We start from the raw sequence: 23,601 nt of genomic DNA on the forward strand, positions 1-23,601 counted from the left end.
TTTCCGCGGACTGGATGCGCCCCGTGCGCCGAATTAAAACTAATTCCTGATTCGTGGCGAAGTCAACGACCAACTCGCCATGCCGACGTAACCCCGATAAGGTCGATGATCTCGCACAGGATGTCTGGATTGCTGTATGGCAGGCCTTACCGCGTTTGAACGATGTGGCAACGCTGAAAAGCTACATCGCGCGCATCGCGCAGAACATCTGCGTCACTCATGTCCGGCGCGCTCTCGTACGCCGAACCCAGCCGCTAGCAGATACTGTGGGATTGGCGGTGTTGTGATTGGGGCCTGGTGGCAAAGACGCGCCCAATGCAATCGTCTGGATTCGCTGACTTTGGATACGGTCAGCCTGCTGAAAGCCATGATCGCGAGGGCAAGGCACGATCTTTTTCTGGCCCGATGTCTTTACGCGGGCGTCCCGTTGGGTGCCGGGGTCAGCTTCTCGGTGCTGAAGTTTGCCGGTATGGGCTTATCGCCAGCTGCGAAAGCGATCATCCCTGGTCTGGAGATGATTCAGACTGGGGCGGGAGTCGCGGCTCTAATCATCATGATCGTGATTGGTATTGTTCTGGCACGTTCAAGAAGTCTGCAAGTTCGGGATCTCAGCGAAGAGCTGAAATCGGTCGAATCCGATCTGTAAGATTTGAGTCGATGGTGCGACTGGAGTACTGACGCCTGTCCTGAGAAGCAGTGCGATCCGCTTCTCCAGGAAGACCATGTCTAAGAAATCAGGCCAAACAATTATCATCGCCCTGTGCACGGGCGCTGCTCTCATCGGATTGGCTTGCTTTCAGCGATACAACGGCGGAATTCGCGTCTCCGAAACGATGTTATATGTTGCTGCCGCCGTCATTTGCGTATCATCGGTGGTCTACCGCCTGCTTCGCTGCCAGAGCGCCCGAATAAGGTCTCGAATGGGCAACGCAGGATCTTAGGCGGCCGTATTTGCGGCACCGCTGATCGGGGAATTCTTGTGCCAAAGTGAGCAAGTAGATCCCAAAAGACGCCCATTTCGTCATAAGGCAATTCGGGCAGGGGCGATTTTGGAATATGCACTAACGCTGGAGCAAGTCGATGGGCTGGGTGAAGTCGGTGGCGTGGATATATTTCGCAAGCGAGGGGTGCTGGCGCTCGAGGGTGAGGTACATTTCCCAGGCGACGCGGCGATAGCTAAAGTGGCCGGCGGGGGCGGAGCGGAGTTCGCTGATGTATTGGGCTTCGGCGAAGTCCATTTTGAAGAGGCAGCGGACGCGCGTGGCGAGCGGCAGCAGGTAGAGTGCGGAGGCACCGGCCTCGGCTGCTGAGCCGGCAGCGATCTTCGCGCTGGAGGCATGGGCGGCTTCGATTGCGGACTGATAGTCCGAGAGGACGCCGGCTTCTTCGAGTCCGGCGGCGTCGCCGGAGTGGGGTGTCTCGTAGCCGTGGATTGCGGTGAATCCCTGCTTGATCTGGGTGACGCGGCGATGGCGATGCATGTCGCGGAATCCGCCGATATCCATGAGGATGTCGAAGCGGAGGGCGGCACCGGCGTGGAAGGCGCGGAGAGCTTCGTCGTGTTTACCGCGGTGGCGCAGGCCGAGTTCGATGATCTCTGAAATGCGGGAGGCGGGAAGCGCCGCGACTATGTCACGTACCTGACGGTAAGGATGATGGCTAGCCCAATAGATGAGAGTGGCGGCGAGTTCGACTTCGAGGGATTCGGTGCGTTCGACGAGATCTACCACGGGGGATGGGGCTGGTGAGGTTCCGTTAAGGATTTCTCCAGACATTTTTTTGAGTTCAGTTCGTGTATGGATGAGGTATTGGTTGGGCTCGGCGTATTTGACGAGGGTGGGGGCGGTGTGGACTTCACGCGTGAGAAGGTTGGCGGCTTCGGCGGAAAGACTTCCCTCAGGGGCTAGAGCCCCTTGAATTAATCCGGTATCTTTCGGCACGACTGAAGTCGTGCCCTGACACGCGGCCTCGGCTTGACGAAGCTTCTCGATGAATGCCTCACTGGCACGGGCGTTGACATTCCAGGCGGGGCCAGTGGCGGCGTCGCGGAGTTTTGCGCCGAGATCGCGGACTTCGGCAACGGGATGCGAGAGAAGGCGGGAGACCTGCGTTTCAAGCGTACGAGCGTTGACGATCTGGCCGAGCGAGGTATTGGTGGCGAGAGGCAGCAGGTACCGGGCGACGTCGAAGGCCCGCGCCTTGAGGGTGCGGTCGTAGGCATCGGGCTTCATGGTCTCGGGGCACTTGACGCGCAGGCGCAGGGCTTCGTGGACGGCGGCGGTGGTGCGCTGGTAGGTAGCGAAGAGATTATCGACGGTGTCGGCGTAGAGTTTGGCAGATGCAGTATCGGACGAGAAGTCGGGGAAGTACCAGCCGGATTTCTGGAAGTTCTGATAGCGGGTGGAGCGTTCCTGGCCGTCCCAGCGCTGCTCGTCGACAAGGACGATGGCGGCTAATAGGCTGAGGCGCTCGACGGCGAAGGCGATGTGGGCCAGGTCGGCGATGGAACGGTGACCGTACTGGAAATAGAATGTGTTGAGGAATTGCTCAGCGCGCTGGGCGCTGATCTCGGTGAGGGATTCGCGCATAGAGAGCGCGGAACGCGAATATTTGGCCATGGCGTAGGCCAGCACTTCGGGATCGGCTCCGTGAACGGCATAGACATCAGTCTGGTTATGTGCGCCTGCGGGCGAGAAAGATTTACTGGACATGGACGAGGGCTCGCGACCAGAATACGGCATCAGGTAAGGCCGGGCTGTGAATCCCCCGGACCGATCGATACGTCAAAATTGCAGGGCGGGAGCGCACGGCAGAATGCGGGAGTTCAAATTGCGGACATCGCAAAGGCCCCGGCCATTGCCAACCGGACGCTGGATGCTGTCTCAGCGCTGGAATGACCTTCTTTTTGCGCATTGGCGGGTACCCGCGGCGACCGTGTCTCCCTTTTTGCCGGAGGGGTTGCAGCCGGATACATTTCAGGGCTCGGCGTGGATTGGCATCGTACCGCTCTGGATGGATCGTTTCAACTTCCGCGGGATGCCCTCCGTTCCTGGAACGCGGAGTTTTCCCGAACTACACCTTCGCACCTACGTGCATGACCAGCGCACCAATACGCCGGGCATCTACAACCTCTCGGTGGATATTGGCAGCCTGCTGGCTACGGCGGCGGTGAGGCTCGTTTTCCGCCAGCCCTGCAACTGGGCGGAGATGCGGCTGAACCAGCGAACCGAACGCGAATTCTCGATTTATAGCCGCAGGCGGTTTGTCGCGAGCCCCGTGATTTTCAACGCACGGTACCGGGGTTTGGGCCCGACGCGGAGGCTGGCCGAGATTCGCAGCGGATCGCTTGAATATTTCTTTACGGAGCGGTACTGCCTGTTCACCCGGAATCATGCAGGCCTAGCCGTGCGGGCGAATATACACGCGGTGGCTTCACCGCTGGAAGATGCCGAGGCGGAGATCGAGCGGAACGATATGCCGGCTGCGCTCGGAATTCAAGTCGCGGACCATGAGCCGGTGCTGCACTACTCGCGGCGGCTTGCGGTGTATGTATGGCCAGCGGAGTTGGCGGAGCCAGTGCGGCGACGGCAGCGCATCCCCGTACAGGCCGTACCCTCGAATTGAATCAAGTGGAATTTAACGGCACGCGACGTGGCTTGAAGCTTCGCGCTGCCAGACCTTTCGAGCCAGCATAAGAAATCCGACGACAGCTAAAAGGTGAAATGCATATTTTCCGATGAGGTCAACGCGGGTCCAACCCGCGGAACTGGCGTCGCCGATGGCCATGCAGCCGAGCACGGCTCCGAAGGATAGTGCGAATCGGTGGATGTCACGCCAGCTTTGCGCCGCTGACCAGTAGCGCACGATCGCGAACGCGAGGAGAGCCCAGGTCGGGCCGGCGACAAGAGGAATCCAAACATTGACGCCGGGGTGGGGAACGAAGATGAGGCCTATCGGTTCGAACCAGGCTACACCGAAGATGAACCCTTTCAATCCGATGAGCCAGGGGTTAGCCGGTTGGCGCGAGTCGATCTGACCGGAGTGGCCGTAGCCGCGCAGCAGCCACGCGATGGCGATCAAGGCGACGATGGAGGCGAGGCCGATCAAGATAAGAGCGACGGGTGGCTGGTAAGGTGCGGCGTGGAGGCGTGGGCGGGCTTGTTGCGTCCAGCCGTACCAGGCGATGCGGCAGCCGATCAGGAACGCGATGCACGTGGCGATGAGGCCGCGGGTGCGGAGCCAAGGCTGATTTCGCCGATCGGGGAAGATGAGTTCGGTGACCTGGACGGGGATCAGGACTACCCAGACACTTTCGAATCCGAGCATGAAGAGAAGGTAGAGCCAGTTGACTCCGGCATATCGGCCGAAGGCGGGATCTGCGCCGGGAAAGGGGAGCGGCGCGATGGATGTCTGCTGGATGATGAACTCTTCAGCGATGGAGAGCGCGAGGCCGAGGCAAAGGAGGCTGGTTGCGCCGGCGTTCCAGCGGCGAACGAGTTCACGCGCGAGCAAAGCGCCGCCGCCCCAGACCATGATTTCGGGGATGAGCACGAAGAGGATGCTGAGGCGCGTAGAGCCGCTGAGGACTTCGCTGATGACGGGAGCGAGGATAAGCAGCGTCCAGATAGGTGCTCGAAAGCGAGTTGGGGCCGGCGCTTGCAGGCTTGTGTTTGTGGGTATGGATTCGGTTGGCATGGATTACTCCTCGGTGTGCGCAGGGGATGGAGGGGAGGTGCGCGCTTGTTTCAAGATGGTCTTCAAGTTCCAGGCAAGTTTCCCTGAAGAGATGTCGGCGATGAGGCTGCGAACCCATGTGAGTTCGGCTTTCATGATGGCGATCAGATATTCGCTTTCGACGAGATTGATGCGAAGCACGTGGGCGGATGCCCCGGAAACGCCGGCGCTGCGATGCGCGATCTCGTTTGCAAGGTGTGTGACGCGTTCCTCGAGACGGAGCAAAGCTTCACCGGGCGTAAGGTGGACCAGAAAGCTCATGGCGGCCATGAACTCCGATGATTCGCGGCGCGGCACAGCGATGATCTGGCGGAGGACGCGGGTGAACTCCTTGCGGCCTGCTGCGGTGATGGCGTAGGTGGTGCGCTCGGGACGGCGGCCTTCGCGTTCGGTTGATTTCGCGGAGATGAGGGCATCGCGCACGAGCCGTCCGATGGCGTGATAGAGCGAGCCGCGCTTGAGGGCGAGGATCTCATCCTTGTGGCGCAGGCGGAGCAAGCTCTGCATCTGGTACGGATGCATAGGACCTTCGCGAAGGAGGGCGAGGACGGCGATTTCCCAGATTCCGAGTTCGTTGGTCATATAGTTCATATGAACTATATCGCATGAGCTACTTTGAGACAAGCCCCAGAATCGATGAACGGACGGGCGCTGGAGTTAAAGGAGGTACTCACTTGCCTATAATTGGCGTTGGAAATGCGCGGCGCAATTGAGGTTAGAGCGGCGCTGAAGGCGGAAGGTCGATGGCGGATTTGGCGGGAAGAATTGCGCTGGTAACGGGAGCTTCGCAAGGGATTGGGCGGGCGTGTGCGCTGGAACTGGCGAAGGCCGGAGCCATGGTGGCGCTGGCGGCGCGCAACGAGGCAAAGCTGGCGGAGGTTGCGGCGGAGATTGCTGCGGCGGGCGGACAGGCCGCGGTATTTGCACTCGACGTAGCCAACGAGGAGTCGATCAAGAATGGCGCGAAGGCGGTGACGGATCGATTCGGCAAGGTGGAGATCCTGGTGAACAATGCGGGCATTACGCGTGACGACCTGATGATGCGGATGAAGCGCACGGACTGGGATGACGTGCTGAGCACGAATTTGACGGGCACTTTCTTACTGACGCAGGCGCTGTTGCGGCAAATGATGAAGAACCACTGGGGCAGGATCATCAACATCACGAGCGTGGTGGGCCGGACTGGACAGGAAGGCCAGGTGAATTACGCGGCGTCGAAGGCGGGGCTGATCGGGTTTACGCGTTCTCTGGCGCGGGAAGTGGCGTCGCGCGGGATTACGGTGAATGCGGTGGCGCCGGGGTATATCGAAACGCCGATGACGACGGTTTTGGGAGAGAAGCTGCGAGAGAAGATGATCGAGCAGATCCCGCTGGGGCGGGCTGGAACCGATGCGGAGATTGCGCAACCGGTGGTGTTTCTGGCGTCGGATGCGGCGGCGTACATCACGGGGCATGTGCTGGATGTGAATGGCGGGATGTTCATGGGGTAGGAATAGGGATTAGGGAACAAGGAATAGGGAATAACAAACTCGCTTCTCTGCTGATTGATCTTCGCTACTCCCTAATCAGGTTTTGCTTAGATTCCCAGGCGGTCTTTGAGGGTGCGGACGCGGTCGCGGGCTACGGGGAGCTGGGTGTGCTGCGCGTCTTTGAGCGTCAGGACAACTTTGCCAGCGAACCAGGAATTGACTTCGTGAATCCAATCGACATTGACCAGGGCTGATCGGTGGATGCGCAGGAACTTTGCGGGATCGAGATGGCCCTCGAGATTGACGATGGTCTGGTCGACGCAATGACGACGGCCGGCAACTACGGCAAAGGTGAGCTTGTCCTGGGCGATGAAATGAGTGACATCGTCAAGCGGGAGAAACGAGATACGTTCGCCCACGCGGGAGGCGATGCGATTGGGATATGTGGCATGACCTTCGCGGAGCGATGCTGTCAGTTCTTTCAATAATTCGGGCAGCGCGGGATCTTGCTGCCAGTCCGGCTTGACGACAGGACGAAGGCGGCCAAGTTTGTGAAGCGCGCGCTCAAGATGATCTGGTTCGATCGGCTTGAGCAAGTAGTCGATGGCGTTGGTTTCGAAGGCCCGAAGCGCGTGCTGGTCATAGGCCGTCGTGAAGATTACGAAGGGCTGGACGTTCAGGCGGGAAAGCAACTCGAATCCGTTGAGGCCCGGCATCTGGATGTCGAGGAAGAGCACATCGATTGATTGCGCAAGAGGATCGTTGAGCTCGGCAACGGCTCGTGCAGGGTCAGTTGCCGTGCCGGCGATCTCAATCTCAGGGAAGTTGGCGAGCATGCGCTGCAATCGGTCGATGGCGAGTTGCTCATCGTCGACGAGGAAGGCTCGAAGTGAGGCCGCTTCCACCTTCATTCGATCTCTCCAGCGGGCAGAGCGATGGAGACGACGGTTTTGTCATCGACTCGTTTCACATCGAGTTGCGCAGCTTCGCCGAACAGCAGTTCGAGCCGGCCTGCGAGATTGCCCAGGCCGTGATCGGGGGCGACGTTGGCGAGCGAAAATCCAGGACCATCATCGGAGACGGTGAGGAGAAGCCGGCCATCGTTCTGCGTGCTTTTGATGGTGATGAAAGCGGGCTGGGTGCGCTGGGCGACGACGTGCTTCACGCTGTTTTCGACCAGGGTTTGCAGGGCGAGAGGCGGAACCTTGATGTGGTCGAGCTCATCGGGAACGGAGATCTCATAGTGCAGGCGCTGCCCAAAGCGCGTGGTTTCAATTTCGAGGTAATCGCGCACAATCTTTAATTCCTGTGCGAGCGGCACGAGGCTGGCTTGATTCGCGCTGATGGAAAAGCGGAGCAGCGAGGCGAGTTTGCCGACAGTGTCTTCGGCGCGTTTGGGATCGGTGGGAATGAGAGACGCGATGGAGTTGAGCGTGTTGAAGAGGAAGTGCGGATGGATGCGCGATTCGAGCGAGGAGAGGCGTGCTTCGACGAGGAGTTTGTTGGCGCGTTCCTGCTCGACTTGGCGGGTGCGCAGCTCGAGGGTCGCGGCCTGCAGGCGGTGGCGCAGCGTTTCATACGACGTGATGCTGAGGCCGACGATGAGCGTAATGACCAGGCAGGTTGGCCAGGAAGATTGGACTTCGCGCCAATAAAATCCGGATGGAATGATGGCGATAAGTTTAAATATCAGTGCGCCAATCAAGCATCCGCAGGTGGCGGTGACGGTCAGAACCGCAATGTATATCACGAAGATGAACCGAGGAAAACGCTCGGTGTAGCGGAACCCGATCCAATTGAGAGACAGTGCAGTAGGAAAGCCAATGAGCATCGCGTAGATGAAGGATCCCAGGAATTGGGTACCGATGTGGGAGAGGTGCGTGTGCTCAATCACGAGGATGAGAATGGTTACGACGATCGCGATGGCGGGAACAATCCAGAGATCGCCGCAGAAGGCCTTGAATGCGCGGAGGGCCTTGTCTGATTGATCGCCGGAGGCATCGACGGATCGATCGCGCGCGGGAATCATAGATGGAACCGCACTCCGGCGGAGGTAGCGGTGCTGTATGGCGTCGCGCCAAAGTCGGATGTCTTGCTACCTGTGGGGACTTCCAGGTGAACGTAGGAAGAGAAGTGATTGCCGAACCAGCGGCTCACATCGACGACTCCGACGAAGCTGCGGTCGTCGAGATTGGCGACGAGGGAACCGGAGACGTCCCACTCTTTCCAGCCGGGGAGTTGGCGCAGCCGGGTCTTGCCGACGTTGAAGAACGCGTAGTGCTGGCGACCGGCGAGGGGCGAAACGGACATGCCGCGGAAATACGACGTGTTGGGCGGATTGTAGAACTCGCCGATGAAGGTGACGCCGGAGTTCAGAGTGCATTTGGCGCCGATGAGCGCGGCGGCCTGTTCGCGCCATGTGGCTTCGCCGTGCACTTCCCACGCCTGTCCTAGGACGCGTGTGAAGGTGAGTGCTCCGAAAGAATCTCCGCCGCGATCGTTGCCGGCGATGAGGGATGTGTCGAATCCGCGCACCAGAACGTTATACCGGAACGCGGTGGTGTCGCGCAGTGTGGAGTGGGCAGGGGCGAGAGCGGCGCTTGACCAGGCGAGCGTGAGTGCATGCGGGCCGTGCACGTAGTCGGCTTTGACCATGTCGCGGCCCTGGTTCACATTGAGGCGGTCGGTGGGGTTGGTGGGATCGCGCGCAGGATCGAGGACGCCGGCTGCGGTGAAGGCGTATCCGGTGCCCCACCGGACCATCTTGCGGCCTGCGGTGAAATCGACATCGCCGGCGGAGACACCGGCGTAGGTTTCTTTGACGCGAAGGATCGAAGCGGTGTCGGCGTAGGTGGTGTTAAGGCCAATGAGGCTGGTGGAAAAAGTAAGGCGGCTTTGATAGCGAAGGTCGAAGGTGGGCTCGACGAGGACCTGGTTGAGGACATGCGGAGCGGACTGGGTGAGACCGCTGTAGAAGGTTGCGTCGTCGATGACGGCGAGGGAATAGCGCGTGTTGATGGATTTCTCCTCGGCTGCCGGCGGATCCTGCGCATGAGCGCAGGACCACGCCGACGCGAGAGTGAGAACCAAAATGACCATTTTCGTGTTCATGGTTTGTGGACTCGACATTAAGGCCAGTAGATGAGAGCGATCTCAACCGTTGAGCCGGGTGCTGCGAAAATGAATTTGGTTTCGCCGAAGTTGGGAGGTCCCTGACGTTTTGCGGGGTTATTGGAGTGGCCATAACCCTCAACAGGCATTCCCACTTCGTTGAAATCCAGTTTCTCGTTCTTGTTTTCATCGTGAATGACTGCGACTCCGTAAGTTCCTTCTGCCAGGTTTTCGAATACAGCTTCGGCGGTGGAAGTCTTCGTGTCAATCTCGACAACCCTGGAATCGACGATGGTGTTTTCGTCGGTGCGGAGAGCGACGCGGATGTTGCCCTCGCTGTTGCGAATGCCGGTGATCTTGATGGTGAGTTTGCCGGTCTTTGGCGTTTGTGCGATGGCAAGCTGGCCGGCGAGGATGAACAGAGAGAAGCAGAGCGGCAGTATGGTCAGCCACGATTTTCTTCGAGTGGTTGCGATCACTTCATATTCCTTTCTTGATCGAGCTTGTGTGGATGATGCCGTTTACAACGCGGCTTGTCTGTGATTGGCTGAGCTAAAACCTGTCGGAGCGGCCCTGGTAGAAGAGCTTGTCGGGAAGATTGCGTTGCACGGCGCTGGAATACTCGAGGACGCTGTGCGAGTTGTGGCGGATTTCGTCGTAGAGAGTGAGCTTCTTGAGCAGCATTTTGCCGCCTGAGTTCGCATATTCATCGAAGGAGGCGGATTTGATGTGCTTGCCGGAGGTGAGGTAGAACTCGGCGCGCACGGGGCGCGCATCTTCAGAGCGGACCCAATAGCGGATGCGCTGGTAGGTTGCGCCTTTGCGCTTGGCAGCGAGGTCGAGGACGTAGCAGTTTTCTGCGCCGATTTTTTCTTCACGGACGTAGGCGGCGGAGTAATCGATGGCGTAGTTGGTGCGGGCGACGTCGCCGTTGGAGGCGTCCCCGGAAAGGCGTTCGAGGGGCGTGATGCGCACGGGACGGCTGGTATCGGGAAGGTAGATCCACATGTCGTCGCCGAGCATGAGTAGGTGGCGCCCTTTGTCGCGGGGACTCATGAACTCGACGTAGGTCTTGTCCGTGCCTTTTTGCGAGACCTCGTAGAGCGATTCTTCGTCGGACTTATTGGATTCGAAGTTGGTGATCTTGACGCGCAGGACGTAGGCGGGCCAGCCGTTGCGGTAGGTATCGGAGCGCTTGAGCAGGGCTTCGGCGTCGGGCGTTGCAGCGTGTCCGATTGCGGCCCACGCGATGAGGAATGCAATGGAGGCGAGCAGCAGGAAGGAGCGCAGGGTCAGATCAACCTTAGACATGGGCCTATACATGAGCAAGGGCCTCCGCAATTTGCAGGCGCGATGCGCGGATCGCGGGCAGGATGGATGCAAGTGCGAGGGAGATGACGACCATGATGGAGGAGCCGATCATTAGCGTCGGTACGTGGAGGACGCGGAAGGGAATGTTGACCGTGTATCCAGGGGGTGGCGGCATGTGAAGGCCGGCGGCGTTGAGGAGCGAGCCGAGGAGATTTCCACCTCCAACGCCGATGGCAGCGCCAAGGATACCGAGGAGCGTTGCTTCGAGCATGAAGAGAGCTACGATCCAAGAACGCGGCGTTCCCATGGCGAGCATGGTGCCGATTTCGCGAATGCGCTCGAGCATGGCCATGAGGAGCGTATTGATGCTGGCCATGAGCACCATCAGGAAGACGATGAGGCCCATGAAAAGGAAGATCCCATTGAACATGGTGTGCACCTGGTTGTAGTAGGTGGCGAGGTCGATCCATTTTTTCAGCGTCATTTGTTGCGACAGGCCGTCGAGACGCGGGGCGAGTTCTGTGTAGACCACGTCTGTGTTTTCCGTAGCGTCGAGCCCGACGACGAGATTAGTGACACGATCGCTTTGCAGCAGGCGCTGGGCGGCGGGCAGGGTGATGCGGAGATAGCGTGCGTCCATTTCGGCGATGCCGGTCTTGACGATGCCGACGATTTGCACGTCGACGCCGTTGAGCGCCCCGTCGGAGGTCATGGCCAGTAGCGTGAGGCCATCGCCGACTTTTACGTTCATGGATTTGGCGAGTCCGACGCCGATGAGGGCTTCAACGTCGCCGCTGGATCTGGAGGAGAGATTGCGACCTGTGCCGGTGACCTGACTTGCGAAGCCGAGACTGCTTTCTGCGTCTGGATCAACGGCGCTGCCCATGAAACCAACGGCTTTGATTCCGTTGGAGACCATGCCGTAGAACTCGATGCGGGGAGCGATGCCGCGCACGTGCGGAGCGGAACTGACGGTTGAGGCTACCTGGCGCCAGTTTTCGATTCCGGTGTCGAGCACTTTGACTTCGTCGCGCTTGAAGTGATCGGTGGTGAAGATCTGCAGGTGGCCGAGGCCGGCGCGGATGGTGTCTTCGCGAAGTCCTCGGGTCATGAAGGCAAAGTATCCACCGGCGAGGAGCAGGCCTGCCACGCCGCCGCCCACCATGAGCAGGGTCATCAGCGTCCTGCGGCGGTTGCGGAAGACGTTACGAAATGCAAGCAGCAAGAACTTGCTCATAGGGGGCTCCTTTGGATTGATCGGGGTGGGAATCACCAACGATGCGGCCGTCGGTGAGGCGAGCGATGCGCGGGGTGTGTTCGAGCAGGCGCTGGTCGTGGGTGGAGAAGATGAAGGTGAGACCGAGAGCGCGGTTGAGGTCGCGCATCAAGTCGATGAGATGGGTGGCGTTTAGCGTGTCGAGGTTGGCGGTTGGTTCGTCCGCCAGGACAAGCGACGGGCGGTGCACGATGGCGCGGGCGACGGCTACGCGCTGGCGTTCTCCGCCGGAGAGCAGGTCGGGGCGTTGCTGCGCGCGGGAGGAGAGGCCGACGCTTTCGAGGGCTTCGGCGACGCGCTTGCGACGCTCGTTGGCGCTGACACCCTGGACAAGCAGAGGGTACTCGACGTTTTCGGCGGCGGTAAAGACGGGGATCAGATTGAAGGTCTGAAAGACGAAGCCGATTTTTTCGCGGCGCAGGGTCGAGGTTTGCGATGGGTTAAGGTGCGAGGTGTCAGTGCCGGCGATGAGGATGCGGCCGCTGGTGGGCTTGTCAATGCAGCCGATGAGGTTCAGCAAGGTCGATTTGCCGCTACCGCTGGGGCCGGAGATGGCGAGGAATTCGCCTGCATGGATCTGGAGGCTGATCTTGTCGAGGGCGGTGACGGCGCTGTGGTCGAGGGAGAACTTGCGAGTGACCTGGTCAACGCGGACGAGTGAGTCGGTTGGAGCCATCGGGGGCTGTCCTTTCCGGAGCGGTCTTGTGCTCTGGAGAGGAAGATAGCGGGGGATGGCTTGAATCGCGCGCAGATTCGGATGAGGGGTTGAATCGGCGGATGAACGGTTCGAGGAAGCGGATCAATCGGAGATGTGATCCCAGGTCTCAAATGCGAGACCCTTCGGCAGGCTCAGGACAGGCTCTAGGGCACCCGAGGCGGAGGAGTCCGGAGGGATCGAGCCCTGGAGCTATTGTGGCGACGGGGCTCCGTCATTACGCTGGGGCGCTGGACCCATGACGGCGACGGAGGTGGCGAGGAAGGCGCCGTTCCTAATGGAGCCTTCGGCGCGGATCATGTCGCCGACCTGGATGTCAGCCAGGGTCACGGGATCGCGGCGTTTGCGGAAGATGGTGCTTTCATCCGCGACGAAGGTGTGGATGGCGTTATCGGGGCCGCCCTGCAACGTGACCTTGACGTCGTTGATCGCGGTTACGCGGCCCATCACCCAGGTCTTGCCATAATTGGCTTGCATCTCGCGCATCTGTTTGGCGCGTTCTGCGTCGATCTGGAAGATGACGACAGCACCGACGGACTTCGCATTGGCATCGATTTCACCGGAGGCACCGATGGCATCGCCGATTTTGATTTCGCTGGCTTTGATTGAGGTTGGCGGGTTGGCGGGGGCCTGGTTGTCATTGCCCTGCCCGCGACGCTGGCCTCCGCCGCCTTTCATGATGCGGGTGTTGACACTGTAATGGATGGTGTACAGATCGCCGTTTTCTGTTTTTACGGTGAAGTGGTCAGGAGCGATTTCGGTAACGGTGCCAAGGACGCCACGGCCCAGCATCGCGCCGCCGCCCCATCCTCCGCGTTGGCCACGCTGCGGGGTGGGTTGGCTCGGATCCTGAGGCTGGGGTGCATCCTGCGCAAAGGAGCGGAGGCTGAGAGCACCGAGCAGCAGGAGAAGCGGCAAGGAAACGCGAGAGGCTTTCATATATTCCCCATGAGAAGTGCAACCTATCAAGATAGACGAGCGGCGCGCGCAGGAGGACGACGGCTCTAGCGAAGTCTCACTGCCGGGAGGGCGCGATTATTGCCGTTTCTGAGTTTGCGAGTTCAGTAGTTCTTCGAATTCCGGCAGGCCGTGCAGGGCAGCAAACTCGTTGTCCGCAATAATCTTCTTGGGACTGGTATAACCCTCGTTGAGGGCCATCCGGAGGTATTCAATTGCGCGCAGAGGCATGCCGGCCCGGACGCATCCCTTGGCCAAATAGAAATTCATGGCACCGCGATCAGAGATTGAAGCCGGATTTTCAATGCGGGGCCGGGAATTGTCTTCGAAGATGAGCGGATCGACTTTGAGCGCGGCCTGGTACTCGGCCCATCCTTTGGCGAATTTGTGCTGTGCAAGCAGATTGGTGCCGAGATTCTTGAGAATCAGGGCCGAGCCGGGATCGATTTTGAGTGCCTTGCGATACATCTTTTCAGCGTTGTGATATTCCTTCAAGGCATCGTAGACAGTACCAAGATTATTAAGGACGGTTGAGTTTTTGGGGTTGAGTTTGTAAGAAGTCTTGTAACAGTGCATCGCGTCGGTCAGGTTGAACATCAACTGGTAAGCGATGCCGAGCTTGTTCCACACGGCAGCGTCATCAGGCGGCGCTTTCTTGTAGGCTTCAATGGCTGCCTGATAGCGTTGGTGAGCCATGAGTGCGTCGCCCACTTGTTCGAAGGTCGCCGGAGTCTTGGGCAGGGTCGCTGAAGTAGCTGCAGGCGCAGCGGGCTTTGGAACTGATTCGGGAGGGGCCGGCTTTTGGGCGGAATCGGAGGGAGTGACCGCTGGAGACTGGGCGGAAACGAAACCGGAGGAACACAAACAGGCTGCCATCAGCATGAAGGCCGGCAGCGGGCGTTTATCAAACCTGCGCATATTCCCTCCTTACGAAGGAACCGAGGCGACAAACCTGCATCATCGTCTCCTCAAATTAGAGCACCATTATGTGCAACATCGTCAAGCTTGTTTGTTGCGCGGGTGCAAGGCGGATTGAAAAGGGCATGAGCCGGAACGATGGATTCGGGTCCAGACACTGTGGAAGAGAGGATTGTCGAGGATGAGCACGACGGTTTCCCCGCAACTGCAATCGGATATTGCCGAGCGCTTTCGCAGTGTTCGGCAACGCACACTTGCCCTGTGTAAGCCGCTGACGCCTGAGGACATGATGGTGCAATCATGCGCCGAGGCGTCACCGGCGAAATGGCACCTGGCACATACCGCCTGGTTCTTTGAGTCCTTCATTCTCAGAGAGTTCCTGCCGGGCTACATGCTTTTTAATACGGAGTTTCCCTGGCTGTTCAACAGCTATTACCGTAGTTTTGCCCAATTCCCGGAGAAACGGCTGCGGTCTTCGTTTTCGCGCCCCGGAATGGACGAGGTGATCCGCTATCGGAGCCACGTCGACGAGGGCATCGAAAGACAGCTTGACGCGTCTCCTCAGCCGGAAGTGCTGAAGCGCATTGAGCTTGGGGCGAATCATGAAGAACAGCACCAGGAGTTGCTGTTGACCGATATTCTGCATGCGTTTTATACCAATCCTTTGCGGCCGGCTTATTTGAAAGGGGAACAGGGATTGGGAAGGCCAGATGATTCCCGATCAGGGCACTCAGCGAATAGGGATCCCCTGAGGTTTGTGGAGTTTAAAGGCGGGCTGGTGGATGTGGGACATACCGGAAGCGGATTCTGCTATGACAACGAGGTGCCGCGGCATCGTGTTTTTCTGGAGCCGTTTGCGCTGGGGGAGCGCCTGGTGACCAACGGAGAGTTTGCGGAGTTTATTGCAGACGGCGGCTATCAGGAGCCGGAGTTGTGGCTTTCAGCGGCCTGGGATGCGGTGGAGCAGAATGGCTGGCGAGCGCCTCTCTACTGGAACGAAGACCGCGAAAGCTGGAAGCTGTTCACTCTGCGCGGCGAGGTTCCGCTGGAAGCGGCTGAAGCTGCGCCGGTTAGTCACGTCAGCTATTTCGAAGCTGATGCCTACGCGCGCTGGGCCGGTAAACGCCTGCCGACCGAGATGGAGTGGGAAGTTGCAGTCGAAGGGCATGCACTTGACGGAAACCTGCTGGATACGGGGGTGCTTAGGCCTGCGCCGGCGGAAGAGGTGGGCCAGGCTCTCACGCAAATGTGGGGCGATTGCTGGGAATGGACGGCGAGCGCCTATCTCGGATATCCGGGATTCGAGCCGCTGGCGGGTTCGCTGGGTGAATATAACGGAAAATTCATGAGCGGGCAGATGGTGCTGCGTGGCGGGTCATGCGCGACTCCTAAGGCGCATATTCGCTCGAGCTATCGCAATTTTTTTCAACCAGAAACGCGCTGGCAATTTTCGGGAATCCGAATGGCAGACAAGTAACTCCGATAGGTGGAGGAGCATCCTAGTAACGGCATGACTACGATCCCTGTTTCCCCATCCAGCTTTCACATTTCAGACAAGATCGCCTCTTCGGTGTACGAGGGGTTGTTGTCCAATCCAAAATGGTTGCCCTCGTGGCTGTTTTACGATTCGGCCGGATCGCGACTCTTTGAAGAGATCACGCGCGTCCCCGAGTACTATGTGACGCGCACGGAGCGGGCGATTTTGGAAGCCCGTGCTTCGGAAATCGTCGCGCGGGCTGCCGGGGGCAATGCACTGCGGCTGGTGGAACTCGGAGCTGGCTCTGCAGAGAAGACGCGTCTTCTGTTGAGCGCCGCGGTGGAGCGGCAGGACACGGTGTTCTACGAGCCGGTGGATGTTTCGGCGAGTGCGCTGATTGAAGCGCAGATGCGCATTGAGGAAGAGATTCCGGGCGTGCTGGTTTGCCCGCGCGTCGAGGACTACACGCGCAACCTGGAACTGGATACGACGCTGTCGACGGAACGCAGGCTTGTGCTCTACATCGGGTCGAGTATCGGCAACTTTGAACCAGGCGAATCGTTGCTGCTGCTGGAGCGCGTAAGGGCGGCGCTCGATCCGGGCGATTGCCTGCTGCTTGGAGTCGATCTCGTTAAAGATGAGGGCGTGCTTTTAGCGGCCTATGACGATAAGGCGGGCGTAACAGCCGCGTTCAATCGCAATCTGCTGGTTCGGCTAAACCGGGAACTGGATGCGGATTTTCACCTGGAGAGGTTTACGCACCGCGCGGATTGGAACGCGGCACATTCGCGGATGGAGATGCACCTGGTCAGCGAAGTGAAGCAAGCCGTCTGGCTGGCTGGCATGGATCTGCGCGTGGAATTTGCTGCGGGCGAGAGCATCCACACCGAGAACAGCTACAAGTACCAGCAGGGCGATGCGGAAGCGCTAGTGGCGAAGGCGGGATTTGCACACGAGGCGACGTGGACCGATGAGCGCGGGTGGTTCGCGGTGTGCCTGGCGCGAGCGATTTAAAGCCGAATCTCAAAAGTGTCGAGATTTGCGGTTTCCCACCCATGCCGCGATGAAACTGCGTCATGGATGGGGCACCCAAGTTTCTTCGGCTTGAGGCGAAAACCCAGGTCTCAAAAGCGAGACCTGGGGCACCCAGATTTACGGTTGATCAAAATACTGAACACTTGCCTATTTGGGATTCGCAATTCGCAGCAGCAGGACATCGTGACTGGGGAGTTCGATGGGCATGTTGTTGGTCAGGTCCATCTCCTTGCCGGTCCATAGGTTCTTGGCGTGCTGCGGACCGTGGAGGCCGAGTTGCGTCAGATCGAGGTGAAACGGGTGGGTTGAATAGACGTCACTGCCGGCGTTGACGATGGCGATTGCCTTGGCGCCGTTTTTGAGATCGCGAGCCCAGACTTCAACTTCACCTTTGCTGTAGATGTGACGGGCCTCGTGGCCGAGGGGATCCTGATCGATGGCGATGACGTCGCGATTCGTGAGGATGGCGTGAATCTCGGGCTTCATGTGGGGCAGGTCATTGCCGGCGAGAAGCGGGGCGGCGAGCATGGACCACATGGAGAAGTGAGTGCGATTTTCGGCAAGCGACAATTTGCCGTTACCAACTTCGAGCATGTCAGGATCGTTCCAGTGACCGGGACCGGCGTAGGAGGCGAGGCCAACCTGTTCGCTCATGAGGTCGTAGATGCTCTGCCAGCGTGCCTGAATGTCGCCTGTAGTGCGCCAGAGGTTTCCGCCGAGGGCGGGTGCCCACTCCCACACGTTGTCCCACCCGTACTGGCATAAGGAATAGACGATGGGGCGACCAGTGGCTTTGAGCGCCTTGCCCATCTTGTCGTAAGCGGCGACCATGAGACGCATCTGCGCGGCCTTGTCGTTGGGCGCCTGCTTTTCCATCACTTCGGGAATGAAACTGCAGAGATCGTATTTCAAGTAGTCGATGCCCCAATCGGCGTACATCTTCGCGTCTTGCTCCTCATGACCGAGCGAACCCGCGTACCCTGCGCAGGTCTTGGGGCCGGGGCCGGAGTAGATGCCGAGCTTCAGGCCCTTGGAATGTACATAGTCGGCGAGGGCTTTCATGTCGGGGAACTTGGTGTTGGTGTGGAGGACGCCGCTCGCGTCGCGCTCGCCTTCCCAGGTGTCGTCGATGTTTACGTAGATGTAGCCGGCATCCTTCATACCGCCTGAGACGATCTGGTCGGCGGAGTCGCGAATGTCCTTGTCGGTGACTTTTTCGGCGAAGTAGTTCCAGCTGTTCCAGCCCATCGGCGGTGTGGCTGCCACTTGCGCCCTGGCGGATGTTTGAAACACGAAGGTGATGGCGGCGAGAGCGATTGCGGCAAGGGGAAGCGGAACTGAAATGCGCATGGGCTGATCTCCAGTGGAAACGATTACAGCAGAGAATACTAAGCGGCGTGTGTGAATGTTGACAATTGCGAGCTGAGCGGCGGAAAGGAATTCTGCGAAGGAACGTGGCCCAGCGTGCGAATATCTTGGAACGATGGCTCAAGCCTCATCCGCAGCAGAGCACGGTCTTCATCGCCAGTTGAGTTTGCGGGACCTCGTTATCTCACAGGTGCTCTGCGTAGTGGGCGCCAGTTGGGTGGGCGTGGCGGCGGGACTGGGAAAGGCCGAGACGCTGCTGTGGATCGGGGCAATGGTGCTGTTTTATTTGCCAATGGCCGCATCGGTGATCGGGCTGAATCGCGTTATGCCGCTCGAGGGCGGGCTGTACGTATGGGCGCACCGGGCTTTCGGGAACCTGGGTGGATTTCTGACGGCGTGGAATATCTGGTTCTACGGGATCGCGGTGACATCAGCGATTCTTTATCAAATTCCGACGGAGCTGGCGTACCTGATCGGGCCGAGAGCCGCGTGGCTGCCCGAGAGTCGTTGGGCGGCCTTGATTATCGTGGGAGTGCTGGTGGTGGCGTTGACGCTGGCCGAGTTGCGCGGGCTGGAGATCGGTAAATGGATTCACAATGCGGGCGGCGTCGCGATGATGATCGCGTTTGCAGCGCTGATCTGTCTCGGCCCCTGGGCAGTGTTGCGGCACAACCCTCTCCAGTGGACGCCGCTCGCGCTGGAGATTCCTCCGCATGATCTGAAAACGATGGCGTTGTTCGGGCAGATGCTGTTTGGGGCGCTATGCGGGCTTGAATATATCGCGATCCTGGCGGGAGAGAGCAAGGCTCCGGAACGCACGATTACGCAGTCGGTGTGGTTCGCTTCACCGATTATCTGCGCGATGTTCATTTTGGGAACGGGTTCGGTTGTGGCGTTTGTGCCGCGGGGCGAGATCAATTTTATTGCTCCGATTCCGCAGACGTTTCGGATGGCGTTAGGGAATGTCGGGATTGGCAATTTGCTGGCAACGACGGCGATCTTTCTGGTTGAGATACGACTGCTGGGCGCGGTGAGCCTGCTGATGACGGGGGTGAGCCGGCTGCCGCTCGCGGTGGGCTGGGATGAGTTGATCCCGCGATGGTTCACAAAGCTGCACCCTCGCTGGAAGACGCCGGCGAATTCGATTGTCTGTACATCGGTGCTGATCTTCCTGCTGGTGGCGATGGCCAACGTTGGGGTTCATGCGCAGGAGGCCTTCCAGGTGCTGTCGAACGCGAGTCTCACGCACTACGAGGTCGCGTATGTTGCGATGTTCGCCATTCCGCTGGTGGGAGCGGCGGGGTTGCGGAGAAAGCTTCCCGCATGGTTGAAGTGGACATCGGTGGTGGGGCTGGGATCGACGGTTTTCAGCCTGCTGATTTCGGCGTATCCCTTTGTGGATGTCGTGAACCCGATGGCCTATGCGGCAAAGATTGTGTGCACGCTGGTGGTGAGCAACCTGGTTGCGTACAGCTTCTACAGGGCGCGCATGCGAACCCGGGGTGTGCCGTCGGTGAGACAACCTCAGACTGAGCCCAAGGATTGAGCGAAGAGCTTCATTGCATCGCGGTGGCGTTGCGCGCGTCGAGCGTGATGGAGTTCGCGCCGGCGCGGACTTGGACTGGCTGGAGCCATAAAAGCGTCTGGTTGTTCAGGCGCGTGGAGATCATCAGGTAATAGGTTCCAGGCGGAACTCCGGGGAACGTGCCGCGGCCGTTGATGTCGGCGCGGACGGATGAAGCTGCGCCGGCCTTGATGGCGGTCATGATGGTCGGGCAGTCAGGCGTGCGATTGCCGCAGGCGAGGCCGAAGAATTTGAACGGAACTGCGCCTGCCGGCATGTTGACGCCGGATTTTGCAATCGTGTCGTTGATACTGCTGCGCAACAGTACGTAGGGATGGTTGGCGAGCGGATTGGGCTGGCCTGGGGTGGGCGGAAATCCCGAGACCACAGAGAGCGTTGCGTTGCCCAGCGGTGCATTGGGCGTGGAGACGGTGCCACCATTGTTGTCGGGAACGCGGTTCGCTGGCGCCGAGGCGGAGGCCGTCACCATCGCAACTGAGCCGCCGCTTATCGGAATCGCTTTGCTCGGGCTGAGCGCCGCGAGATTGCAGGTCTGCTCGAGGGGCGCAAAGGTGAAGTCGTCGTTGTCGTCCTGGCCGGTCACCATGCGGCCGTGTACCTGGTATGGGCCGGTTGTGGTGGGTACAAGCGATCCATCCGGCTTGAATGCCAGAACCAGCGGATGATCGGACGCGTCGATCTTGATCTGTGCGCCGTTGGCTGTCGCGGCCACGGTGTAGGGATAGGCGCGGGCGGAGTCGGGGCCGCAGCCGAGGATGGCGGACTCAGGAAAGAACTCAACGCTGAAACCGGTGGATGCGGCGAAGATGCCGTGCATGCGAATGCCCGGAGGCGTGGGCGGCCCCTTATCGCCGCCGAACGCAGTCTTCAGCAGATCGGTCTGCATAGTCTGGATGCCGACACTGGCACCCTCTGAGGAGAGATTGAGAGCGGGACAAGTGGTCGTTCGAGGGGCGAAGTTGGTGTAGCCCGCATTGGCGTTGCCGGCAACGCGGTTGCCGGCAGCATCGTACAGATTGCCGAATTGATCTTTTTGCGTGGCGCCCGTTCCGGCCCCTCCGCTGACATAACCAGCGGCAACGACGCCCTGGATTGTCACCGGTCCCGGCCCGGTGATGGTGCCGTCCGCGTGGAAGGTGAGGTCGAGCGGCTTGGGCCTGGTGTTGATGATGAGGGCGGTGCGATTGCCTTCAAATTTGAGACTGTAAGCCTCCTGATTGGGCGAGAGGGATGAGCAGTTAACAAGGACGCCACCGTCGATAAAGTCGAGGCGCCAGCTCCCCGCGCCCTGGAAAACACCCGCCATGACGGGGCCAGCAGTAGGTGCTGAGTTCGCCGGTACAGCGGCTCCGAGCGAGCCGAGAGTCGATGTGACCATACTCGAGAATGCGCCGAGCAGACTATTGCCAGTGCAACTTGAGGGCAGACGGCCAGAACTCACGCAGCGACGGAGAGCGCGCTCTTCTTCGTTTTTCGGCGGAGCGATCTGAGATGCACCTCCGGGCTGGTTTGCCGGCTGCGGCGGCGCTTTCATCTGCTGCTCGGCCTTCTGCACGTTGGCGTTATAGAGGTCCTGCTGCTTCTGTTGGAAGGCCTTGGCTGCGGCGACTTGTTTGGCAGAGGGCTGCTGGCATGTAGGCAGGAGCTTCTTGAGCGCGCCGCGCGAGACGTATGTGTAGGAGTTGATGCCGGTGGGCGTCAGGTGATCGGGATGCGCAACCATACAGTTGCTGGTATCCGAAGTGTCGCGAATATTGCAGTTTTCGATGTAGATGTGTTCGCCATTGCAGATGTAGGTCACACCGATGGGGATGTCCTGCGAGGAGGCCTGGGCTGGTGCGCGCAGAGGTGGGAGCGCCGCAATGGAGATGGCTAACAGAACGGAAAGGCGGCAAACGCGCAATGGAAACGGGTTCATGTTTCCTCCCGGGTAGAAGAATGGCAGGCCAAGAAATTGCCAGACGTGATCTGCTGATGTGAGACAAACAGGGAATTGAGGCCTGATGTTAACGCGATCTGCACCAAAGGAGCAATGAGAAGTTGTTTGGGGGCGCGCGGATCAGTCCGCCGCGGGAGCGATGTCGTAGCGAGGAGTGGTTGCCATGAGCCTTTCGATTGCTTCGACGCTGCCTATGCCGCCTCTTGCACCAGAGCAGGTGCAGTTCAACGCAGCGGCGGCGCAGGCGAAGTCGAGTTGGCGATCGAGGGGCCAATCCTGCAGGAGGCCGTAGATAAAGCCTGCGTGAAAGACATCGCCGGCACCGGTCGTGTCGACGACCGGCACGCGGTAGGCGGCGCAGGAGTGGAAGCGCTTGCCGTCCCAGGCAATGACGCCATCGGCGCCGAGCGTCGCCGCGGTGAGGACGCAGCCGAATCGCTTCATGGCGGTACGGAGAGCCTGTTCAAGATTGCGTTCCCCGGTGAGACGAGCGGGGAAATCGCGGCTGACGACGAGGTAGTCAACGTTCGCAATCAGGTCTTGAACGCCGGAGTAGGTTTCATCGAGATCGGCGATGACGGGAACGCCGGCGGAGCGAGCCCATGATGCAGCCTGGGTTGCGGCAGCGGTTTCAAATCCGTCGACAAGCAGGGCGCGCGCATTCGCGATCCAGGAGCGATCAAGGTCGGAGGGTTGGAGAAGGAGGCGCTCATCGCGTCGGCAGAGGACGGTTCGTTCACCACCATCGTCGACGAGGATAAGCGACTGGGGACTGGCGGCATTTGCCACCGTGATCAAGCGCGCGTCCACCCCGGCGCGTGCGAACTCGTCGCGATGGAGACGGGCTCCGTGGTCGTCGCCGAGTTTGCCGACGTAGCGCGTCGTAAGGCCCCAGGTCTGGCAGGCGATCACGGTGGTGGCGGCCTGGCCGCCGGGGAGGATGCTGGCGCTGGTGTATTCGGTTTTGGAGCCGCGTGATGGGAAATGAGCGAGAGGAATGAGCGTATCGATTGCGTTGAGACCCACGCCTACCAGGTCAACTTGAGCCGGCTCTGCCATCCATTTCATTGTAAAGGCGCGGAATTGAATGGAGCTGGATTAAGCGATCAGGAGAAGCGTGTCGTCTTCCACAAGACCCAAATACATCCGGCGGCGGAGGCGACCAGGGTCACTGCAAGCACGCCGACCCAGGCGAAATTCATGGCAAGCTCAGGTACGCGCGCGTTCACTCCGAGCCAGACGAAGACGACGACGGAGGCGGCAAGAATTGCGTAATCCCACCAGGAACGGCGCTCGATGGTTGTGGCGGGACCTTCACCTGCGTAAGCCTTCATGACGCGGTCGTAGTCGAGGTCATAGCGGGCGCACTCGCGGACGAGCGCTTCGCGCATGGATCCGCGCTCCTTTTCTGTCGCAACGGCGGTGGTGACGGCGAGCGCTCCGCAGATCATGACGAGCGAGCCGATGAGAACGAGGAGGCGATGATCGGCGTCGGCATGCGCCAGTTCGCCGAACACCAGCGCGCCCCAGGCGAGGCCCCACATCTGGTTGGTGTTGGAGAGCGGAATGCCGCGGCCGATGCCAAGATATTTTGTGGCGAACTGCTGGAAGATATCGCCAATGACCCATACGAATCCGCCAAGAAAGAGCCAGAAGAGCAGATGGCGCATTTCGCCGGAGTGAAAGACCGCCGCCTTGGTTCCGCC

At 59.7% G+C, this 23,601-nt stretch carries 23 protein-coding genes; 7 read left to right on the top strand and 16 right to left on the bottom strand.

The features are described 5' to 3' along the window. Positions 1 to 53: 53 nt before the first annotated feature. Positions 54 to 287 (top strand): RNA polymerase sigma factor, encoded by a 234-nt coding sequence (locus VK574_RS17845; RefSeq protein WP_472801220.1) that lies wholly within the window; start codon positions 54 to 56, stop codon positions 285 to 287. Between the two features lie 53 nt (positions 288 to 340). Next, complete coding sequence (locus VK574_RS17850) at positions 341 to 646, top strand: hypothetical protein (RefSeq protein WP_472801221.1); 306 nt, start codon at positions 341 to 343, stop codon at positions 644 to 646. 415 nt (positions 647 to 1,061) lie between these two features. On the opposite strand, the gene VK574_RS17855 is transcribed toward VK574_RS17850, so the two are convergent. Beyond that, positions 1,062 to 2,711, bottom strand: coding sequence for an FAD-dependent thymidylate synthase (locus tag VK574_RS17855; RefSeq protein WP_472801222.1), 1,650 nt, complete (start codon positions 2,709 to 2,711; stop codon positions 1,062 to 1,064). A 103-nt stretch (positions 2,712 to 2,814) separates the two neighbouring features. On the opposite strand from VK574_RS17855, the gene VK574_RS17860 reads away from it, so the two are divergent. After that, positions 2,815 to 3,624, top strand: a complete 810-nt coding sequence (locus VK574_RS17860) for a YqjF family protein (protein ID WP_472801223.1) — start codon at positions 2,815 to 2,817, stop codon at positions 3,622 to 3,624. 12 nt (positions 3,625 to 3,636) lie between these two features. Here VK574_RS17860 and VK574_RS17865 read toward each other — a convergent pair whose 3' ends face one another. After that, entirely contained in the window at positions 3,637 to 4,695 is a 1,059-nt protein-coding gene (locus tag VK574_RS17865; protein ID WP_472801224.1) for a hypothetical protein, read from the bottom strand. A 3-nt stretch (positions 4,696 to 4,698) separates the two neighbouring features. After that, positions 4,699 to 5,325, bottom strand: coding sequence for a PadR family transcriptional regulator (locus VK574_RS17870; protein WP_472801225.1), 627 nt, complete (start codon positions 5,323 to 5,325; stop codon positions 4,699 to 4,701). A gap of 152 nt (positions 5,326 to 5,477) precedes the next feature. On the opposite strand from VK574_RS17870, the gene fabG reads away from it, so the two are divergent. Next, positions 5,478 to 6,224, top strand: coding sequence for a 3-oxoacyl-[acyl-carrier-protein] reductase (fabG, locus tag VK574_RS17875; protein WP_472801226.1), 747 nt, complete (start codon positions 5,478 to 5,480; stop codon positions 6,222 to 6,224). Positions 6,225 to 6,310: 86 nt separating this feature from the next. Here the strand turns inward: fabG and VK574_RS17880 are convergent, their stop codons facing one another. The 9 genes from VK574_RS17880 to VK574_RS17920 all read right to left on the bottom strand — a co-directional run bounded on the left by VK574_RS17880 (position 6,311) and on the right by VK574_RS17920 (position 14,491). Next, positions 6,311 to 7,114: a LytR/AlgR family response regulator transcription factor gene (locus VK574_RS17880; protein WP_472801227.1), complete on the bottom strand. Its 804-nt coding sequence runs from the start codon at positions 7,112 to 7,114 to the stop codon at positions 6,311 to 6,313. Then, positions 7,111 to 8,232, bottom strand: coding sequence for a sensor histidine kinase (locus VK574_RS17885; RefSeq protein WP_472801228.1), 1,122 nt, complete (start codon positions 8,230 to 8,232; stop codon positions 7,111 to 7,113). Before VK574_RS17885 ends, VK574_RS17880 begins: the two co-directional genes overlap by 4 nt. Continuing rightward, positions 8,229 to 9,314: a hypothetical protein gene (locus VK574_RS17890; RefSeq protein ID WP_472801229.1), complete on the bottom strand. Its 1,086-nt coding sequence runs from the start codon at positions 9,312 to 9,314 to the stop codon at positions 8,229 to 8,231. Before VK574_RS17890 ends, VK574_RS17885 begins: the two co-directional genes overlap by 4 nt. 17 nt (positions 9,315 to 9,331) lie before the next feature. Next, a complete protein-coding gene (locus tag VK574_RS17895) occupies positions 9,332 to 9,793 on the bottom strand; it encodes a DUF2141 domain-containing protein (RefSeq protein WP_472801230.1) in 462 nt (153 codons plus the stop codon). A 73-nt stretch (positions 9,794 to 9,866) separates the two neighbouring features. Continuing rightward, positions 9,867 to 10,625 carry an outer membrane lipoprotein-sorting protein gene (locus VK574_RS17900; protein WP_472801231.1) on the bottom strand — a complete coding sequence of 253 codons (759 nt, stop codon included), beginning with the start codon at positions 10,623 to 10,625 and terminating at the stop codon, positions 9,867 to 9,869. 4 nt (positions 10,626 to 10,629) lie between these two features. After that, a complete protein-coding gene (locus VK574_RS17905) occupies positions 10,630 to 11,862 on the bottom strand; it encodes an ABC transporter permease (protein WP_472801232.1) in 1,233 nt (410 codons plus the stop codon). Then, the gene (locus VK574_RS17910; RefSeq protein ID WP_472801233.1) at positions 11,831 to 12,577 is read right to left on the bottom strand and encodes an ABC transporter ATP-binding protein; all 747 of its coding nucleotides are present in this window, start codon (positions 12,575 to 12,577) and stop codon (positions 11,831 to 11,833) included. The genes VK574_RS17905 and VK574_RS17910 overlap by 32 nt, the downstream gene beginning before the upstream one ends. Positions 12,578 to 12,808: 231 nt before the next feature. Continuing rightward, positions 12,809 to 13,555: a DUF5666 domain-containing protein gene (locus tag VK574_RS17915; protein WP_472801234.1), complete on the bottom strand. Its 747-nt coding sequence runs from the start codon at positions 13,553 to 13,555 to the stop codon at positions 12,809 to 12,811. Between the two features lie 96 nt (positions 13,556 to 13,651). Then, on the bottom strand, positions 13,652 to 14,491 hold the full coding sequence (locus VK574_RS17920) for a tetratricopeptide repeat protein (protein WP_472801235.1): 840 nt from the start codon (positions 14,489 to 14,491) through the stop codon (positions 13,652 to 13,654). A 181-nt stretch (positions 14,492 to 14,672) separates the two neighbouring features. On the opposite strand from VK574_RS17920, the gene egtB reads away from it, so the two are divergent. Both egtB and egtD read left to right on the top strand, forming a co-directional pair. Further along, positions 14,673 to 15,968, top strand: coding sequence for an ergothioneine biosynthesis protein EgtB (gene egtB / locus VK574_RS17925; RefSeq protein WP_472801236.1), 1,296 nt, complete (start codon positions 14,673 to 14,675; stop codon positions 15,966 to 15,968). Positions 15,969 to 16,001: 33 nt separating this feature from the next. Further along, positions 16,002 to 16,982 carry an L-histidine N(alpha)-methyltransferase gene (gene egtD, locus VK574_RS17930; RefSeq protein ID WP_472801237.1) on the top strand — a complete coding sequence of 327 codons (981 nt, stop codon included), beginning with the start codon at positions 16,002 to 16,004 and terminating at the stop codon, positions 16,980 to 16,982. A gap of 168 nt (positions 16,983 to 17,150) precedes the next feature. Here egtD and VK574_RS17935 read toward each other — a convergent pair whose 3' ends face one another. Then, a complete protein-coding gene (locus VK574_RS17935) occupies positions 17,151 to 18,353 on the bottom strand; it encodes a glycoside hydrolase family 27 protein (protein WP_472801238.1) in 1,203 nt (400 codons plus the stop codon). Between the two features lie 133 nt (positions 18,354 to 18,486). Here VK574_RS17935 and VK574_RS17940 point away from each other — a divergent pair, with 133 nt between their 5' ends. Then, the gene (locus VK574_RS17940; protein ID WP_472801239.1) at positions 18,487 to 19,917 is read left to right on the top strand and encodes an APC family permease; all 1,431 of its coding nucleotides are present in this window, start codon (positions 18,487 to 18,489) and stop codon (positions 19,915 to 19,917) included. A gap of 10 nt (positions 19,918 to 19,927) precedes the next feature. On the opposite strand, the gene VK574_RS17945 is transcribed toward VK574_RS17940, so the two are convergent. The 3 genes from VK574_RS17945 to VK574_RS17955 form a co-directional block, all read right to left on the bottom strand. Continuing rightward, positions 19,928 to 21,874: a hypothetical protein gene (locus VK574_RS17945; RefSeq protein WP_472801240.1), complete on the bottom strand. Its 1,947-nt coding sequence runs from the start codon at positions 21,872 to 21,874 to the stop codon at positions 19,928 to 19,930. A gap of 141 nt (positions 21,875 to 22,015) precedes the next feature. Continuing rightward, positions 22,016 to 22,954, bottom strand: coding sequence for a carbohydrate kinase family protein (locus VK574_RS17950; protein WP_472801241.1), 939 nt, complete (start codon positions 22,952 to 22,954; stop codon positions 22,016 to 22,018). A gap of 47 nt (positions 22,955 to 23,001) precedes the next feature. Further along, positions 23,002 to 23,601 (bottom strand): GRP family sugar transporter (locus tag VK574_RS17955; protein WP_472801242.1); only part of this gene is annotated, 600 nt, incomplete at its 5' end.

The organism is Occallatibacter sp. (assembly GCF_035317045.1).
Lineage (GTDB): Bacteria > Acidobacteriota > Terriglobia > Terriglobales > Acidobacteriaceae > Telmatobacter.

Excerpts from the sequence above, each read along its gene's own strand:
- VK574_RS17855 (WP_472801222.1), bottom strand. The coding sequence starts at position 2,711 with ATGTCCAGTAAATCTTTCTCGCCCGCAGGCGCACATAACCAGACTGAT.
- VK574_RS17860 (WP_472801223.1), top strand. The coding sequence starts at position 2,815 with ATGCGGGAGTTCAAATTGCGGACATCGCAAAGGCCCCGGCCATTGCCA.
- VK574_RS17865 (WP_472801224.1), bottom strand. The coding sequence starts at position 4,695 with ATGCCAACCGAATCCATACCCACAAACACAAGCCTGCAAGCGCCGGCC.
- VK574_RS17870 (WP_472801225.1), bottom strand. The coding sequence starts at position 5,325 with ATGAACTATATGACCAACGAACTCGGAATCTGGGAAATCGCCGTCCTC.
- fabG (WP_472801226.1), top strand. The coding sequence starts at position 5,478 with ATGGCGGATTTGGCGGGAAGAATTGCGCTGGTAACGGGAGCTTCGCAA.
- VK574_RS17880 (WP_472801227.1), bottom strand. The coding sequence starts at position 7,114 with ATGAAGGTGGAAGCGGCCTCACTTCGAGCCTTCCTCGTCGACGATGAG.
- VK574_RS17885 (WP_472801228.1), bottom strand. The coding sequence starts at position 8,232 with ATGATTCCCGCGCGCGATCGATCCGTCGATGCCTCCGGCGATCAATCA.
- VK574_RS17890 (WP_472801229.1), bottom strand. The coding sequence starts at position 9,314 with ATGAACACGAAAATGGTCATTTTGGTTCTCACTCTCGCGTCGGCGTGG.
- VK574_RS17900 (WP_472801231.1), bottom strand. The coding sequence starts at position 10,625 with ATGTCTAAGGTTGATCTGACCCTGCGCTCCTTCCTGCTGCTCGCCTCC.
- VK574_RS17905 (WP_472801232.1), bottom strand. The coding sequence starts at position 11,862 with ATGAGCAAGTTCTTGCTGCTTGCATTTCGTAACGTCTTCCGCAACCGC.
- VK574_RS17910 (WP_472801233.1), bottom strand. The coding sequence starts at position 12,577 with ATGGCTCCAACCGACTCACTCGTCCGCGTTGACCAGGTCACTCGCAAG.
- VK574_RS17915 (WP_472801234.1), bottom strand. The coding sequence starts at position 13,555 with ATGAAAGCCTCTCGCGTTTCCTTGCCGCTTCTCCTGCTGCTCGGTGCT.
- VK574_RS17920 (WP_472801235.1), bottom strand. The coding sequence starts at position 14,491 with ATGCGCAGGTTTGATAAACGCCCGCTGCCGGCCTTCATGCTGATGGCA.
- egtB (WP_472801236.1), top strand. The coding sequence starts at position 14,673 with ATGAGCACGACGGTTTCCCCGCAACTGCAATCGGATATTGCCGAGCGC.
- egtD (WP_472801237.1), top strand. The coding sequence starts at position 16,002 with ATGACTACGATCCCTGTTTCCCCATCCAGCTTTCACATTTCAGACAAG.
- VK574_RS17935 (WP_472801238.1), bottom strand. The coding sequence starts at position 18,353 with ATGCGCATTTCAGTTCCGCTTCCCCTTGCCGCAATCGCTCTCGCCGCC.
- VK574_RS17940 (WP_472801239.1), top strand. The coding sequence starts at position 18,487 with ATGGCTCAAGCCTCATCCGCAGCAGAGCACGGTCTTCATCGCCAGTTG.
- VK574_RS17945 (WP_472801240.1), bottom strand. The coding sequence starts at position 21,874 with ATGAACCCGTTTCCATTGCGCGTTTGCCGCCTTTCCGTTCTGTTAGCC.
- VK574_RS17950 (WP_472801241.1), bottom strand. The coding sequence starts at position 22,954 with ATGGCAGAGCCGGCTCAAGTTGACCTGGTAGGCGTGGGTCTCAACGCA.